The organism is Streptomyces sp. QH1-20 (assembly GCF_041283565.1).
Classification (GTDB): domain Bacteria; phylum Actinomycetota; class Actinomycetes; order Streptomycetales; family Streptomycetaceae; genus Streptomyces; species Streptomyces syringius.
The window spans coordinates 818088-834113 of record NZ_CP166299.1; the positions used below are offsets into that span (position 1 = coordinate 818088).

A 16026-nucleotide genomic window follows, 5' to 3' on the forward strand; every position below is an offset into this window, starting at 1 on the left:
GCCGGGCACCGGGAGGGCGGTCCCACGCGCACGCCCGCCGGTTCCGTGGGGCCGCCCCGCCCGATGACTGAATGACAGCCTCCGCATTATCCGCGGCCAGGGCGGACTGACGGGTGGTGAGCGGCCGGGGCCCTCGCGTTCGACTGTGGCGACCACGGATCCTTCACTCACCCCCGAAGCGTGGACAGCTCCCCACTTGATGCTACGGTCGACCCATTAAGTGGGGAACAGCCCCCGCTTGATCTCCGGTCATGCCCCGGACGACGAAGGGAACGCCTGTGTCCACGCCAACCCTCGAGGACCTCACACCCGCCGGCACGGACTTCACCAAGGACCCGTATCCGCTCTACGCGAGCCTGCGGGAGCGGGGTCCCGTCCATCGGGTGCGGACCCCCGACGGACGCGAGTCCTGGCTGATCGTCGGCAACGACGAGGCCCGGGCCGCCCTGACGGACCCCCGGCTGCGCAACGACATCCGCTACTCGCCGGACTGGGAGGACGACGGCGGCTACGCGATCGGGCTGAACATGCTCCAGGTCGACCCGCCGCACCACACGCGTCTGCGCAAGTTCGTCGCCAAGGAATTCACCCCGCGCCGCATCGAGGAGCTGCGCCCCCGCATCGCGCGGTGGACCGGCGAACTCCTGGACGCGATGCTGCCGCTCGGCCGCGCCGACCTCGTGGACTCCTTCGCGCTGCCGCTGCCGCTGACGGTCATCTGCGAACTGCTCGGGGTGCCCGTCGGTGACCGCGCCGCCTTCCGCGAGTGGTCCAACGAGGTCGTCCTCCCCAGCAGCCCGGAGGCCGCCGGTGCCGCCGCCCAGGCGATGACCGCGTACTTCGTGTCGCTCATCGAGGCCAAGCGGCAGGACCCCGGCGACGATCTCCTCAGCGCCCTGACCACCGCCACGGACGACGACGGCGACCGGCTCTCGTCCGACGAACTGCTGGGCATGGCCTTCGTTCTGCTCGTCGCCGGCCACGAGACCACCGTCAACCTCATCTCCAGCGGCGTCCACGAGCTGCTGCGCCACCCCGACCAGCTGGCGGCGCTGCGCGCCGACTGGTCCCTGCTCGACGGCGCGATCGAGGAGATGCTCCGCTACGACTGCCCGGTGGAGCGGTGCGCCTTCCGCTACACCGCCGAGCCGGTGGAGATCGGCGGCACCACCATCCCCGCCAGGGAACCGGTGATCGTCGTGCTCGCCGCGGCGGCCCGCGATCCCCGGCACTTCCCCGAGCCCGACCGCTTCGACATCCGCCGCGAGTCCCGTGGGCACCTGGCCTTCGGCCACGGTATCCACCACTGCATCGGTGCCCCGCTCGCCCGGATGGAGGCGGCCATCGCCCTCAAGGCCCTGCTGGAGCGCTGCCCGGACCTCGCCTTCGACATCGACCCCGCCGCTCTCACCTGGCGTCCCAGCATGGCGCTGCGCGGGCTGCTCACCCTGCCCGTGAGGTTCACGCCGCAGCGGTAGCGCGGCTTCCCGGGGCGGACATACGGATGGCCCGGACCCGTCGGAGACCGACGGGTCCGGGCCACTGCCGTGCCGGGCGCCTCAGCCGCCCGCACCGGCGGGCGGGCGGCTGTCGGGCACCTCGCGGCCCGGGAAGATGTCGCCCCGCTCGTCCGGCTGCACGCCGCCCCGCTCGCGCAGCGGCGGGAGCACCGCGTCCAGTTCCTGGTCGTTCGCCGGGTGGGCGGCCTCGGCGGCGCCGCGCAGGACGTCGCGGCTCACCGCGTCGCGGGCCGCACTGAGCCGGACCACGTAACCGTCCCGGGCCAGGGCGTACTCATGAGAGCCCGCCGTGGAGCGGTACCACGTGCGGCCCTCCCGCTCGCAGGTCACCTCTCCGCCGCCCGTACCGAAGACGGAGCCCTCCGCGCAGTTCGCCTCGGTCAGCGTGCCTCGGTCGACGGTCAGCCACAGCACCGCGCCGCCCTTGGCGTAGGCGAGGGAGAAGCCGTCGTCGCCGATGACGCCGACGGACTGGGCGGCCGGCTCGAAGCCCGGGACGCTCGTGACGTGGATCAGCTCGATCGCGGTCTCGATGGCCCGGGCCCGGGCTTCGAGTTCCGCCCGGTCGACGGGGGCCGCCGTCGGGGCGGCCGCGGGGCTCGCGGGCCGCCCGGGCCGGTCCCCGGCCTGGGCCTGGGCCGCACCACCGATGGTGAGAACGAGAGGCAGCAGCAGGGCCGCGGAGAGTGCCGGGCAACGCAAGGAACGAATCATGCGAACATATTTCCGCAATCCGGGCCCGCATCCGGGGCAAGCCACGCAGACCTGACCCGAAATGATCGCACTATTGCTCGATCGTGCGCTCTTATGCCGCTTCCACAGGCTCCGAAGACAGCGAAGTCGGCTCGAAGTCACGCATCTTGCGCAGCGGTGAGCACAGCAGCACCAGCGGGGCGAGCACCAGTCCGGCCGCGAAGATCCACAGCGTCTCCCGGACGCCGATGAGTTCACCGAGGACGCCGGCCAGCAGACCGCTCAGCGGCAGGACGCCCTGGACCAGGAAGCGCATGGTGGCCGTCATCCGGCCGAGCAGGTGCGGCGGGCACTCCGTCTGGCGGTAGGTCACCTGGCAGATGTTGTAGAGGGTGATGCCCGCCGACTGCACCACCGCGCCCAGGACGAACAGAGCGATCCGCCAGTCCTTCTCCGCGAGCGGCAGCAGCAGTCCGAAGGGCGCGGTGGCGAGCAGGGACAGCCACGTGAGGCGGGCGGCGCCGATGGTCTTGGAGAGCCGGCCGACGACGACCGCGCCGAGCATCGCACCGATCGTCGACGTGGCGAGCACCCACCCGATCGCCGCGGGCGGCAGCCCGACGGTCCGGGTCAGGAACAGGACCTCGAGAGTGATGGTCGCGCTGAGGAAGAGATTGGTCGCCGCGGTGTTGAGGGCGATGAGCCGCAGGACCCGGTGGCGCAGGACGTAGGACAGGCCCTCGCGGATGTCCGTGAGCAGCCCGCCCTCGCGGGCCGTGGTGGGCTTCTCCTCGCGGGCGCCGATCCGCCCGAGGAGGATCACGGAGGCGAGCGAGGTGACGGCCTGGCTGGCTATCGTCCCGGCCGCCCCGAAGGCCTGGACCAGGAATCCGGCGATGCCGGGCCCGCCGAGTTCGGCGGCGGAACGGACCGTCTGCAGCTTGGAGTTCCCGTTGATCAGCTCGGATTCCCCGACCAGCGTGGGCAGATAGCTCTGGTCCGCGACATCGCCGAAGAGCCGGGCGCAGCCCAGCAGCAGCGCCACGGTGTAGAGCAGGGCCATGGAGTGCAGGTCCAGCAGATACGCGAGGGGGACGGCGGTGAACAGCACGACGCGCACCGCGTCCGCAGCGATCATGACGTTGCGGCGGCGCATCCGGTCGACCCACGCCCCGGCGGGCAGTCCGAGCACCAGCGCGGCCGCCTGTTCCGCGGCGGCCAGCAGGCCGACCTCCCAGGGCGAGGCGTGCAGGGTGAGCACGGCCATCAGCGGGAGCGCGACGTAGGTGATGCTGCTGCCCAGTTCGTTGCAGATGTGGGAGGACATGAACAGCCGGAAGTCGCGGCGGCGCCGGCGGTCGGGCGCGGCGAGTTCCGCGGTGGAGACGGACACCTGGGTTTTCCTTACGTGTGGGTCGTCGGTCTAGCGGGACGAGGCGGTGACGAGCGGCCGGTCCGCTGACCTCGCGGGGTCCGGCAGGGCCCGGGGGTCGAGCTTGCCGCCGGGGGTGCGCGGCAGCTCGGCCAGTACGACGACATGGGACGGTACGAGGTAGCCGGGCACTCTGTCACCGAGGAATCGGCGGATGTCGTCGGGCTCCACGGTGGTGCCGGGGGCGGCCACGACGTAGGCGGCCAGCCGGTGTTCGTCCCGGTCGCGCAGGGCGCGGGCCACCACCTCCTCGACCGCCGGGTGCGCGGCGACGGCCGCCTCGACCTCCTTGAGCTCCACCCGGTGCCCGCGGATCTTGACCTGGTCGTCGGAGCGGCCGAGGAACGCGAGCGTCCCGTCGGTGCCGCGCCGCACGCGGTCCCCGGTCCGGTACATGCGCGCGCCCCGCTCGGTGGTGAAGGGGTCGGCGACGAACCGCTCGGCCGTCGGGCCCGGCCGGCCGTGGTAGCCGCGGGCCAGGCAGCCGCCCCCGATGTACAGCTCGCCGGCCACGTCCGGGGCTGTTTCGCGCAGTTCGCCGTCCAGGACGTAGGCGCGGGCACCCGGCAGCGGTACGCCGAGGGGGATCACCTCGTCGCCTGGGCGCCCGGCGAGTGCCGCGGGGTGCGGCTCGTAGGTGGTGGCGGTGATCGTCGTCTCGGTGAGCCCGTAGGAGCTGATGACCGGCGGGCCGCCGGCGGCGAACCAGCGGACCAGGTCGGCGACCCGGCCGGCGTCGCTGCCGATCACCACCTGGCGCAGCGCCCCGGGCAGGGGCCGGGGACGCCGCTCGACGTCCCGGGCCCACTGTGCCCAGTAGGGGGTGGGCAGATTGACGAGCGTGACGTGGTGGTCGGCGAGGAACGGCTCCAGTTCGGCGGGCGAGAGGACGTTGTCCTCGACGAACACGGCGGCGCCGCCGGTGCACCAGGTGGGTACGGCCTCCTCCAGCGACACGTCGAAGGCGGGGGCCGCGAACTGCAGCACCCGGTCGTCGGCCGTCAGGGCGTAGCGTCCGGCGAGTGCCGTGGCCTGGTGGGTGAGGGCGGCGTGGGGGACGGCGACGGGCTTGGGCGCGCCGGTCGAGCCGGAGGTGAAGAGCACGTAGGCGAGGGAGCCCGGCGTGATGTCGGCGACGGGGCCGTGGTCGGCTCCCCCGGCGGCGGCCGCTTCGTCGGTGGCGGCCCAGAACAGCTCGGTGTCGCAGCGGGTGCGCAGCTCGGCGGCGTCGGCGCGGGAGGGGACGACGGCGTGCCGGGCGCGGGCCGCGGTGACGAGGGTGCGCAGTCGTTCGTCGGGGGCGCCGAGGTCGACGGGCAGCAGGGCGGCTCCGGTGTACCAGATGCCGAGCAGGCCGACGGCCCAGTGGGCGCCTCGGCGTACGCCGAGGACGACGGTGTCCTCGGGGCCGGCTCCGGCACCGCGCAGGTCGCGGGCCAGGGCGCGGGCGCGGCGGTCGAGTTGGCGGTAGGTCAGTTCCTGGCCGGGGCCGCTGACGGCGATCGCGTCGGGGGTCCGGGCCGCCTGCCGTGCGATGCGCAGCGGGACGGGGGTGTCCGTCGGGGTCATGGGGGTCTCCTCTCGAAGGGCGGGGTGCGGCGGCGGGTCAGCCGGTCGCGGTCTGCCGGGCGCGGGGGCGCAGGGCCGGGCGGGCGGGTGCGGGGGTGGCCGTGGCGAGCCGTGCCACGACGCCGGCCGGGGTGGGCGTCTCGAACAGGTCCCGGATGCTCACCTCGGCGCCGAGGGCGGTGCGGATCCGGCCGACGAGGCGGGTGGCGAGGAGCGAGTGGCCGCCGTGGGCGAAGAAGTCGTCGTCGAGGCCGGCTTCGGGGAGGCCGAGGACCTCGGCGAAGATCGCGCAGACGGTCCGCTCGCGCTCGGTGCCCGGGGCGCGGCCCACCGTCCGGTGGACGGCTCCGGGGGCGGGCAGGGCCTTGCGGTCGAGCTTGCCGTTAGTGGTGAGGGGGAACGTCGCCAGGTGCAGGAACAGGGACGGGACCATGTAGTTCGGCAGTGCGGCGCCGAGCGCGGCCCGTACCTCCTCGGGCGTGGCGGCGCCGGTGAAGTAGGAGATCAGGCGCTGCCCGCCGGCGCCGTCGCGGTCCACGGCGACGACGGCTTCGGTGACGCCGTCCACGGCGCGCAGCGCGGTCTCGACCTCGCCGAGCTCGATGCGGTTGCCGCGGATCTTGACCTGGTGGTCCTGGCGGCCGAGGAAGTCGAGCTGGCCGTCGGCGCGCAGCCGCGCCAGGTCTCCGGTGCGGTACATCCGCGCACCGGGCTCGGTGGCGAAGGGGTCGGGGACGTAGCGCTCGGCCGTGCGGCGCGGGTCACCGAGGTAGCCGGGCCCCACGCCGGTGCCGGCGATGAACAGCTCACCGGGGACGCCGGGCGGCACCGGCGCGAGACCCTGGTCGAGGATGTAGAGCCGGTTGTTGCGCAGCGGCCTGCCCACCGGCAGCCGTCCCTGGTCGAGTTGGGCGGTCACGTCGTGGGTGATGAAGGCGTGGGTGTTGTCGTCGGAGCACTCGGTGAGGCCGTAGGCATTGATGAGAGCCGCCGACGGGTAGCGGGCGTACCAGCGCTCGCACAGCTCGGGGGGCAGCACCTCGCCGTTGACGATGAACCAGCGCAGCGCGGGCAGTGCGGGCGCCGGGGCGCCGCCGTCCCACAGGTCCACGGCGGCACGGACGAAGGAGGGGACGGTCTCCAGCACGGTGATGCCCGTGCGCGTGGCCTCGTCGAAGAGCGCGGCGGCGTCGCGTGCCACGTCGCGCCCGACGAGGTGGACCCGGCCGCCGACGATCAGCGGGGCGAGCATCTGCCAGACGGAGATGTCGAAGGTGAGCGGGGCGTTCATCACCACGCGGTCCGTGGCGGCCAGCCGCAGGTCCTCGATCTTGGCGAGCAGGTGGTTGTTCATGCCGCGGCGGTGGACCATGGCGCCCTTGGGCTTGCCGGTCGAGCCGGAGGTGAAGCAGACATAGGCCAGCGCGTCGCGGCCACCGGCGAGGGGCGGGCGCTGACCGGACTCCTCGGTGTCGTCGAGTGTGAGGACCCGGACGGTGCCGCCGACGGCGGCGGCGATCTCGTCGGCGCGCGGGCGCTGGGCGGGGGCGGCGAGCAGCCAGCCCACTCCCCCGGTGGCGAGCAGGTCGCTGGTACGGCCCACGGGTCCTTCGGGGTCCAGGGGGATGTAGGCCGCGCCGGCGCCGAGGATGCCGAGCAGGGCGACGGGGACCCGGGCGGTGGGTTCGGACAGCACGGCGACCAGGGAGCCCGCCCCGGCGCCGGCGGCGAGCAGCCGGTGGCTGAGCGCGTCGGCCCGGGCGACGAGCCGCCCGTAGGTGAGCTCTTCGGCGGCGTCCGTGACGGCGATCGCGTCCGGGGTGCGCTCGGCGACGGCCCGGACCCGCTCGACGAGTTCGGTGTAGTCCTCGTCCCGGTCGGTGTCGTTCCACTCCACCAGGACCCGGTGCCGTTCGGCGGGCGAGAGGGTGTCCAGCCGGCCCACGGTCAGCGCGGGGTCGGCGGCGACGGCGTCGAGGATCCGGACGAGGCGGGCCAGCATGGCGTCCGCCTCGTCCCGGTCGAAGACGTCCGGGCGGTAGTCGACCTGGAGGCACAGGCGCGGCCCGGGAATGGCGGTCAGCGTGAGCGGGTAGTGCGCGGCGTCGTAGGGGTCGACGCCGGTGACGCGCAGTTCGCCGTCGGAGAGCGCGGCCAGGCCCGCCGGGTCGACGGGGTAGTTCTGGAAGGCGACGCAGGAGTCGAAGAGTTCACCGGCCCCGGCCAGCCGCTGGATCTCGACGAGGTCGAGGTGGTGGTGGTCGATGAGCCGGGCCTGCTCCTCCTGGAGGCGGCCGAAGAGACCGGTCAGCGGCTCGGAGCGGTCGATGCGCACCCGGACGGGGACGGTGTTGATGAGCAGGCCCACGATGTCCGCGACGCCGGGCAGTTCCGGTGCGCGGCCGCTGACGATGGCGCCGAGGACGACGTCGTCGCTGCGGGTGCGCTGGCCGAGGAGCACCGCCCAGGCGCCCTGGATCATGATGCTGAGGGTGAGCCGGTGACCGCGGGCGAGTTCGGTGAGGCGGGCGGTGGCGGACTCGGTCAGCTCGGTCTCCACCCGGTCCGGCAGCCCGCCGCCGGGGCCGGTGGCCGTCGGCGCGGTGCGGGTGCCGCCGGCGAGACCCGACAGGGCCCGGCCCCACGCCTCGCGCGCCGCCTCGCGGTCGCGGTCGCCGAGCCAGGTGAGGAAGGAGGCGTAGGGCGTGGCCGCGGGCAGCGGGTCGGTGCCGGGGGCCGCGTGGTAGAGGGCGAGCATCTCGCGGACGAGGACCGGCCAGGACCAGCCGTCCATCAGGATGTGGTGGTACGTCAGGAGCAGCCGGTGCTGCCCGGGGCCGGTGCGGATCAGGGTGAAGCGCAGCAGGGGGGCGCGGGTCAGGTCGAAGCGGCGCCTGCGGTCCTCGTCCAGCAGGCCGTCGGTGGCGGCCTCGCGCGCCGCCTCGTCCAGGCCGGTGAGGTCGGCCTCCTCCCACGGCACGCGCACGCCCTTCTGGACGACCTGCGCGGGGTCGCCGTTGGAGCGGCGCAGGAAACCGGCGCGGAGGTTGGCGTGGCGTTCCACGACCGCGTCGGCCGCCTGCCGCAGCCGGGCGGCGTCGAGCGGGCCGTCGAGGTGGAGGGCCAACTGGGCGACGTAGACGTCGAGTTCGCTCTCGTCGTACTGGGCGTGGAAGAGGATGCCGGCCTGGAGGGGGGCGAGCGGCAGGACGTCTTCGATGCGGGACTGGCTCACAGCGGGTGTTCCTTCGCAGTCGGGTGGGGGTGGCGGCGGGCCGGTCAGAGCGGCCGGCGGCGGCGGGCGCGCCGGACGACCGGGGGTTCCCCGTCGTCCGTGCCGGTGGTGCCGGCGTCGAGGAGGGCGGCCAGTTCGGCGATCGTGGGGCCGGCGAAGAACTGCCGGACGCTCACCACCGCGCCGAGCGTGGAGCGGATGTCCGACAGCAGTTGGGCGGCCAGCAGGGAGTGCCCGCCGAGGTCGAAGAAGTTCTCGCGGGTGCCGACGCGGTCACGGCCGAGCACGCGCTGCCAGATCTCGCACAGGGCCCGCTCCCCTTCGGTCTCCGGCGCGGTGCGGTCTCCGGCGGCCGTGACCGGGTCCGGGGCGGGCAGCGCCCGCAGGTCGACCTTCCCGTTGGGGGTCACGGGGAAGCGGTCGAGGACGAGGAGGGCGGCGGGGACCATGTAGTCGGGGAGTTCCCGGGCCAGGTGGTCGCGGAGTTCGCCGGATGTGGGCGCGGGCTGCCCGTCGGCGGGTACGGCGTAGCCGGCCAGCGAACGGCCCGCACCGGAGTCGACGACAGTGACGGCGGCCTGGCCGACGCGGGGGTGGGCGGCGAGGGCCGCCTCGACCTCGCCGGGCTCGATACGGAAGCCGCGGATCTTGACCTGGCGGTCCGCGCGGCCGAGGTACTCCACCTGGCCGTGCGCGTTCCACCGGGCGCGGTCCCCGGTCCGGTACATCCGCTCCCCCGCCGGGCCGAACGGGCAGGCGACGAAGCGTTCCGCCGTCAGGGCGGGGCGGTTCAGATAGCCCCGGGCGAGGCCCGATCCGGCGAGGTACAGCTCGCCCGTCACGCCGGGGGGCACGGGGGTGAGCCGGTCGTCGAGGACGTAGGCGCGGGTGCCGTCCAGGGGCCGGCCGATCGGCACCTGGTCGGCGGCGACCTCGTCGCCGGGGCGCAGGGCGAAGGTCGCGGCGAAGGTGGTGGTCTCGGTGGGCCCGTAGGCGTTGGTCACCGTGGTGTCCGGGCAGGCGGCCAGCACCCGGCGGACCATCGGCGGCGAGGCCGCCTCGCCGCCGGTCATGACCTCGCGCAGGGAGGCCAGTCGCGGCAGGCACCGGTCGGCCAGCACGTTGAACAGGGCGGCGGTCAGGAAGGTGCCGGTGACGCGCTGGTCGGCCATGAGGCGGGCCAGCTCCTCCACGTCGAGCTCGCCGGGCGGGGCCACGACGACCAGGCCGCCGGTCAGCAGCGGCACCCACATCTCGTAGGTGGAGGCGTCGAAGGCGTGCGGCGAGCGGAACAGCACCCGCTCGTGCGCACCGCCGCGCCAGCGCCGGTCCAGGGCGAGGGCGGTCACCTCGCGGTGCGGGACGGCGACGCCCTTGGGGACTCCGGTGGACCCGGAGGTGTACATGACGTAGGCGAGGGCGTCGGGGTGGCCGACGGCGTCCGGCGCCCCGGCGGGCGCGGGCAATGGCCCGGCGTCGTCGCCGAGCCGCAGGGTGTGCCGGACGGCGAGTCGTCGGTCGAGGTCCGCGTCGGTCACCAGGACGGCCGCACCGGTGTCGGCGACGACGGCGGCGGTCCGGGCGTGCGGGGCCCGGGCGTCGAGGGGGACGTACGCGCCGCCGGCCTTCAGGATGCCCAGGCAGGCGGCGATCAGCTCGACGGATCGCTCCATGAGGACGGCGACGGCGTCGCCCGGCCGCACCCCGAGGTCGGTGAGCCGGTGGGCGATCCGCGCGGCCCGCTCGTCGAGTTCGCCGTAGCTGACTTCCCGCGCGCCGCTGACGGCGGCGGTCCGGTCCGGGTGGGCGCGGACCCGCTCGGCGAAGAGGCCGTGCACGGTGTGCGCGCCGGCCTCGGGCGCCCGGCCCTGCCAGCCTTCGAGGACGTCGTGGCGTTCGGCGGGGTCGAGGACGTCGAGGCGGCCGATGGGCGCGGCGGGGTCGCGGACGACCGCGCGCAGGATGCGGACGAGGCGGTCGAGCAGCCGCCGGGCGGTGTCCTCGTCGAAGAGGTCGGTGGCGTACTCCAGGGCGAGGCCGATCCCGCTGGGGGCGCCGGTGGCCGCGTCGGTGTGCTCGTCGACCTCCAGGGTCAGGTCGAACTTGGCGGTGCCGGTGCGGACGGGCTCGATCACCAGGTCCAGTCCGGGGAACCGGGGGGCCGGCCCGCCGGTGCTCTGGGCGGCGACGGCGACCTGGAACAGCGGGTGCCGGGACGCGGAACGGGCCGGGTTGAGCTGCTCCACCAGGGCCTCGAAGGGGACGTCCTGATGGGCGTGGGCCTCCAGGACGGTGTCGCGGACCCGGTCGAGCAGCGTCTCGAAGGACGGGTCGCCGGTGGTGTCGGCGCGGACGACGAGGGTGTTGACGAAGAAACCGACCAGGTCCTGCAGGGCTTCGTCGTCCCGGCCGTCCATGGGGCAGCCGAGCGGCAGGTCCGTGCCCGCGCCGAGCCGGGTGAGCAGCGTGGCGAACGCGGCCTGTACGGCCATGAAGGGGGTGGCCCGCCGGTCGCGGGCGAGGCCGGCCAGGGCGGTGTGCGCCCGGGTGTCGAGGGTGGCGTGGACGACCGCGCCCCGGTGCGTGGCCAGCGCCGGCCGGGGCCGGTCGGTGGGCAGCGTCAGCTCCGCGGGCAGCTGCGCGAGGACCTTGGACCAGTGGCCCAGCTGCCGGGAGACGAGGCTCTCGGGGTCGCCCGGCTCGCCCAGCAGGTCCCGCTGCCACAGGGCGAAGTCGGGGTACTGCACGGGGAGTTCGGGCCATTGGGGGGTGGTGTGCGCGAGCCGGGCTGTGTAGGCGGTGGCGAGGTCGCGGACGAGCAGTTCCAGCGACCGGCCGTCGCCCGCGATGTGGTGCAGGACGAGCAGGAGGTAGTGGTCGTCGTCGCCGTGGACGAGGAGGTCGGCGCGCAGCGGCGGTTCGGTGGCGAGGTCGAAGGTGTGCCGGGCCGCGGCCCGTACGTGCTTCTGGCGCGCGGCGGCGGGGCAGTGGGTCACGGTCCAGGCCGGCGGTGCCTGGGCGGGGTCGAGGACGAGCTGGTGGGGGCGCCCGTCGTGGTCGGGGTAGACGGTGCGCAGCGCCTCGTGCCGGGCGATCACGTCGGCGAGCGCGGTGCGCAGCGCCTCGTGGTCGAGGGTGCCGCGCAGTCGCAGGCCGACGGGGATGTTGTAGAGCGCGCCGTCGCCCGTGCGGTCGAGGAACCACAGCCGCTGCTGGGCGTGGGACAGAGGGATCACAGCAACTCCCCGAGCTGGGATGCGAAGTCGTCGAGATCGGCCTGGCTGATCTCGGAGTGGGACACGTCGGAGGGGGTCAGACAGCCCGCGCCGGGCAGTTCGGTGTGCGCGACGATGGCGGTCAGCATGGCGAACCACTCGTCGGCCAGGGCCTTCACCCGGGCGGCCGGGTAGGCGTCGCGGTCCCAGGTCCAGGTGGCGCTGAGGGTCAGGCCGTCGGGGCCTTCGTGGGCCGCGGCGTTGACCTCGACGGCGTGGGCCATGGGCAGGCCTTCGTCGGCGTCGTCGAGGGCGAAGTCATGGCCGGGGGCGGCCGCCCAGTCGGCGGCGTCGCCCATCGGGAACCGGCCCAGGTAGTTGAACCCGATCTCCGGGATGCCCGGTGCGGCGAGGCCGGGGCCGGTGCGGGAGTTGAGGTGGCGCAGCATGCCGAAGCCGATGCCGTGGTCGGGCACGGCCCGCAGGCTCTCCTTGACCAGCCGCAGGGCGGTGCCGATGGTGTGCCCGCCGGAGCGGGCGTCGGCGAGGTCCGGGCGGCCGAGTGCGAAGCGGACGGGGTAGACGGTGGTGAACCAGCCGACGGTGCGGGAGAGGTCCAGGCCGTCCACGATGTCCTCGCGGCCGTGGCCCTCGACGTCGACGAGGACCGCGCCGCTCTCGTCACTCCCCTCGTCGCGGCGCCAGCCGAGCACGGCGAGCGCCAGACCGGTCAGCAGGACGTCGTTGACGGTGCCGTTGACGAGCGCGGGTGCGGCGGTGAGCAGCGGGCCGGTGATCTCCGGGGGGAGGGTGAGGGTGTGCCGGCACTCCTCGGTCTCGGGGCCCAGGGCGCGGGCCGAGACGCCGCCGAGCGGTCCCGGGTCGCCGCGCAGGGTGCGCTGCCAGGTGTCGGCCTCCGCCATCCGGCGGCCGTGGGCGGCCTCGGTGAGCAGCACACCCGACCAGTGGAGGAAGGGGGTGGGCGCCGGGTCGAGACCGATCTCGCCGCCCCGGGACAGCGTCTGCCAGCCGGTGCGCAGGTCGTCCTGGAGGATGCGCCAGGAGACCCCGTCGACGACCAGGTGGTGGACGAGGAGGGCGAGACGTCCTTGCCGGTCGGGCCCGCGGTCGAGCAGGACGGCCCGGAGCATGACCCCGTCACGCGGTGACAGCAGTCGCCGGGCGTGGCGCATCCGGTCCCGGGTGAGTCGGGGCAGGGCGTCGTCGGCGATGTCGCGCGCGTCGAGGCTTTCGATCAGGTCGGCCGCGCGGACGCCGCCGACCGGCTCGATGACCGGTTCCCACACCGGCGCGTCGGTGCCGGCGGGCAGCCGCAGCCGGAGCGCGTCGTGGGTGTCGAGCAGGGCCTGGAGAAGCGTTTCGGCCGCCCGGGTGTCCAGGCCCGGGGGTGTGCGGAGCACGAGCGACTGGTTGTAGGTGTCGACCGGGCCGCCCAGTTCGCGCAGCCAGTGCATGATCGGGGTGGGGTGGAGGGGGCCGGTGCGGCGTGGGGGGACGCGCGGGGCGGTGCTCTCCGGTTCGCGGGCGGCGGCGGCCAGCGCGCGGACGGTGTCCTTGCGCAGGACGTCGCGGGTGCTGACGACGAGCCCGGCCAGCCGGGCGCGGCTGACCACCTGGATGGCCAGGATGCTGTCGCCGCCCAGGCCGATGAAGCTCTCGTCGGGGCCGACCCGCGGGACGCCCAGGACGTCCGCGAACAGCGCGCACAGGATCTCTTCGTGGCCGGTCCGCACGGGCGTGGTGCCCCGGCGCGGTGCGTCAAACATGGTGGATCTCCTCGGGCTCGCCTGTCACCGTCGTCACGGACGCGGGTCGCCCATGGCGGCCGCGAGGCTCGCGGGGCGCATGTCCGTCCAGTGCGCTTCGACGTAGTCGAGGCAGCCCTGCCGGGTGTCCTCGCCGTGCACCGTCGTCCAGCCGGCGGGGACGGGGTTGGTGGCGGGCCACAGGGAGTGCTGGTTCTCGTCGTTCTTCAGCACGAGGTAGGTGGCGGCGTCGTTCTCGAAGGGGTTGCTCATGGTGGGTCACCTCGGTGGTGGTGGGGGCCGCCGCCCGTGGGCGGGCGGCGGCAGGAGGAAGGGGTCGCTAGTTCTCGACGGTCAAGGCGATGTGCCGCAGGGCCGCGTCGAGGGCGTCGGCCACCTGTGGCCCGGAGTCCGCACGGGCGATGACGTGGCCGAGCCGGTCGGTGGCGCCGCGCGCGGTGCGCACGGGGTCCCCGGGTGCGGCGGTGAGGGTGACGGCCTCGATGCCGTCCATGGCGCGTACGGCGTCGGTGCCGTCGACGGCGGTCAGCAGCCCGTCGGCGGGGGCGAGGAGGAACTGGATGCCGGCGTAGCCGTGGGTGTCGGGCTTGAGCTCCGGCGGCAGGCCGACGGCGACCCGCAGTTGCTGCTCCAGGAGCCGTACGCCGCCGGCCCGGCGGACGAGTTCGGGGATCATGCCGCCGGCCAGCCGGGGGTTGATCTCGATGACGCTCGCGCCGGCCGCGGTGAGCTTGACCTCGGTGTGGGTGGCGCCGAGGCGTACGCCGGCCGCGTCCAGGGCGGCGCGGACGGTTTCGGTGATCTCCTCGGCCGTGGCGGGCGGCAGGTCGGCGGGGAAGATGTGCCGGTGCTCGACGAAGTGCGGTCCGTCGGTGACGGTCTTCGCGGTGATGCCGACGCATTCGGTGCCGCCGTCCCAGGAGAACATCTCCACGCTGAACTCCGGCGCGTCCACGTACTCCTCGACCAGCGCGCTCCCGGCAGTGGGCAGGCCGCGTACGTTCGTGCGCACCGCGAGGATCCGGGCCGCGTGGGCGGTGGCCGTCGCCTCGTCCGCGCACAGCAGGACGTTGGTGGAGCCGGAGTCGTCGACGGGCTTGACCACGCACGGCAGCCCGACCCGGGCGACGGCGGCCGCGACCTCCTCGGCCTCGCGCACGACCGCGAACCGCGGTTGGCGGACCCCGGCCGCGGCGAGGGTCTCCCGCAGGGTGGCCTTGTTGCGGCAGGTGGCCATGGCCTCGGCGGGGTTGCCCGGCAGGCCGAGCCAGTGCGCGAGTTCGGCGACGACGGGGACGTAGAAGTCGCTGGTGGTGGTGATGCCGGCGATCTCCTCGCGGCGGAACCGCTCCTGGATCACCCGGCGCAGCTCGGCTTGGGAGTTGGCGTCGCAGACGAGGGTCTCGCAGCCGGTGTCCGCCAGCCCGGCGTAGCGGTGGGGGTCGCCGGTGAGCAGGACGGGGACGGTGTCCAGCTCACGGGCGAGGCCCAGGGCGAGCATGCCGGTGCCGGTGGTGTTGGACTCGACGAACAGCAGGTGCCGGCGTAGCTCGCCGGGGGCCTGGAAGGGCATGTGCGACCAGGTCAGGGCGGTGTCGCCGGGGCGGACGGCCCGGGGCGCGGGTGCGGTGGGCAGCTCGCTCAGGTCGTGCCGGGCCCAGTGCTCGTCGCTGTAGACGGTGTCGGCGTAGCGGTCGCCGCGGTCGGGGAAGATGCCGACGACGCGGGTGCCGGGCGCGGCCGTGGCGGCGAGCGAGCCGAGGACGCGGTAGACGGATCCGGAGGTGTTGCCCGCGAAGATCTGCTGCTCGCGGGCGAGGTCCCAGGCGGCGGCGAAGGCCTCGTGGTCGTTGAGCCAGTGCACCTCGTCGATGAGCGAGCGGTCGAGGTTCTTGGGCAGCAGGCTGTTGCCCAGGCCGCTCTGGAGGCGCTGGGGCACGTCCGGCTGGCCGAACAGGGCGCTGCCGACGCAGTCGACCCCCACGACGCGCAGCCCGGGCAGGGATTCCTTCAGGGCGCGCGCCGAGCCGCACAGCGAGCCGCCGCTGCCGGTGGCGCCGACAAGGACGTCGAAGCCGCCGAGGTCGCGCAGGAGTTCGTCGGCGAGGGTGCGGTAGGCGCCGGGGTTGTCGGGGTTGGTGTACTGCTGCGGCCAGAACGCGCCGGGCAGGTCGCGCATCAGCTCTTCCAGCCGTTCCAGCCGGGCGCTCTGCCAGCCGTGGCTGGTCATGGCCTCGACGATGTGCACCTCGCAGCCGAGGGCGCGGAGTTTGGCCAGGGTGATCGGGTCGATGCGCGGGTCGGTGACAATGTGCACGGCGTGGCCGAGGGAGCGGCCCACCAGCGCGACGCCGAGCGCCATGGTGCCCGAGGAGCTCTCGATGATCGGGGCGCCGGGCAGCAGGGTGCCCAGTCGGCGGGCCTCCAGGACGATGTTGCGGGCGACGCGGTCCTTCATGGCGAAGGGGTTCTGCAGCTCCAGCTTGGCGTAGACCTCCACGCCCCGTTCCTCGCCCAGCCGCAGCCGTACCAGCGGCGTGTGACCGATCGCGTCGGTCATGGTGTCGAACAGCAT

9 protein-coding genes are annotated in these 16026 nt (G+C 74.3%); 1 reads left to right on the forward strand and 8 read right to left on the reverse strand.

All coding sequences use genetic code 11. The annotated features are described in order from the left end of the window. The first annotated feature begins 278 nt into the window (after positions 1-278). Positions 279-1478, forward strand: coding sequence for a cytochrome P450 (locus AB8O64_RS03860; RefSeq protein WP_370417855.1), 1200 nt, complete (start codon positions 279-281; stop codon positions 1476-1478). An 81-nt stretch (positions 1479-1559) separates the two neighbouring features. On the opposite strand, the gene AB8O64_RS03865 is transcribed toward AB8O64_RS03860, so the two are convergent. The 8 genes from AB8O64_RS03865 to AB8O64_RS03900 all read right to left on the reverse strand — a co-directional run bounded on the left by AB8O64_RS03865 (position 1560) and on the right by AB8O64_RS03900 (position 16026). Continuing rightward, positions 1560-2234, reverse strand: coding sequence for a hypothetical protein (locus AB8O64_RS03865; RefSeq protein ID WP_370417856.1), 675 nt, complete (start codon positions 2232-2234; stop codon positions 1560-1562). A 91-nt stretch (positions 2235-2325) separates the two neighbouring features. Continuing rightward, positions 2326-3606, reverse strand: coding sequence for an MFS transporter (locus AB8O64_RS03870; protein WP_370417857.1), 1281 nt, complete (start codon positions 3604-3606; stop codon positions 2326-2328). 30 nt (positions 3607-3636) lie between these two features. Beyond that, positions 3637-5214: an amino acid adenylation domain-containing protein gene (locus tag AB8O64_RS03875; RefSeq protein WP_370417858.1), complete on the reverse strand. Its 1578-nt coding sequence runs from the start codon at positions 5212-5214 to the stop codon at positions 3637-3639. A gap of 37 nt (positions 5215-5251) precedes the next feature. Continuing rightward, positions 5252-8449 (reverse strand): amino acid adenylation domain-containing protein, encoded by a 3198-nt coding sequence (locus AB8O64_RS03880; RefSeq protein ID WP_370417859.1) that lies wholly within the window; start codon positions 8447-8449, stop codon positions 5252-5254. 44 nt (positions 8450-8493) lie between these two features. Then, on the reverse strand, positions 8494-11685 hold the full coding sequence (locus tag AB8O64_RS03885; protein WP_370417860.1) for an amino acid adenylation domain-containing protein: 3192 nt from the start codon (positions 11683-11685) through the stop codon (positions 8494-8496). Then, positions 11682-13451, reverse strand: coding sequence for a condensation domain-containing protein (locus AB8O64_RS03890; RefSeq protein ID WP_370417861.1), 1770 nt, complete (start codon positions 13449-13451; stop codon positions 11682-11684). Before AB8O64_RS03890 ends, AB8O64_RS03885 begins: the two co-directional genes overlap by 4 nt. A 33-nt stretch (positions 13452-13484) precedes the next feature. After that, complete coding sequence (locus AB8O64_RS03895) at positions 13485-13703, reverse strand: MbtH family protein (RefSeq protein WP_362217777.1); 219 nt, start codon at positions 13701-13703, stop codon at positions 13485-13487. Between the two features lie 67 nt (positions 13704-13770). After that, the gene (locus AB8O64_RS03900) at positions 13771-16026 is read right to left on the reverse strand and encodes a pyridoxal-phosphate dependent enzyme (RefSeq protein ID WP_370417862.1); all 2256 of its coding nucleotides are present in this window, start codon (positions 16024-16026) and stop codon (positions 13771-13773) included.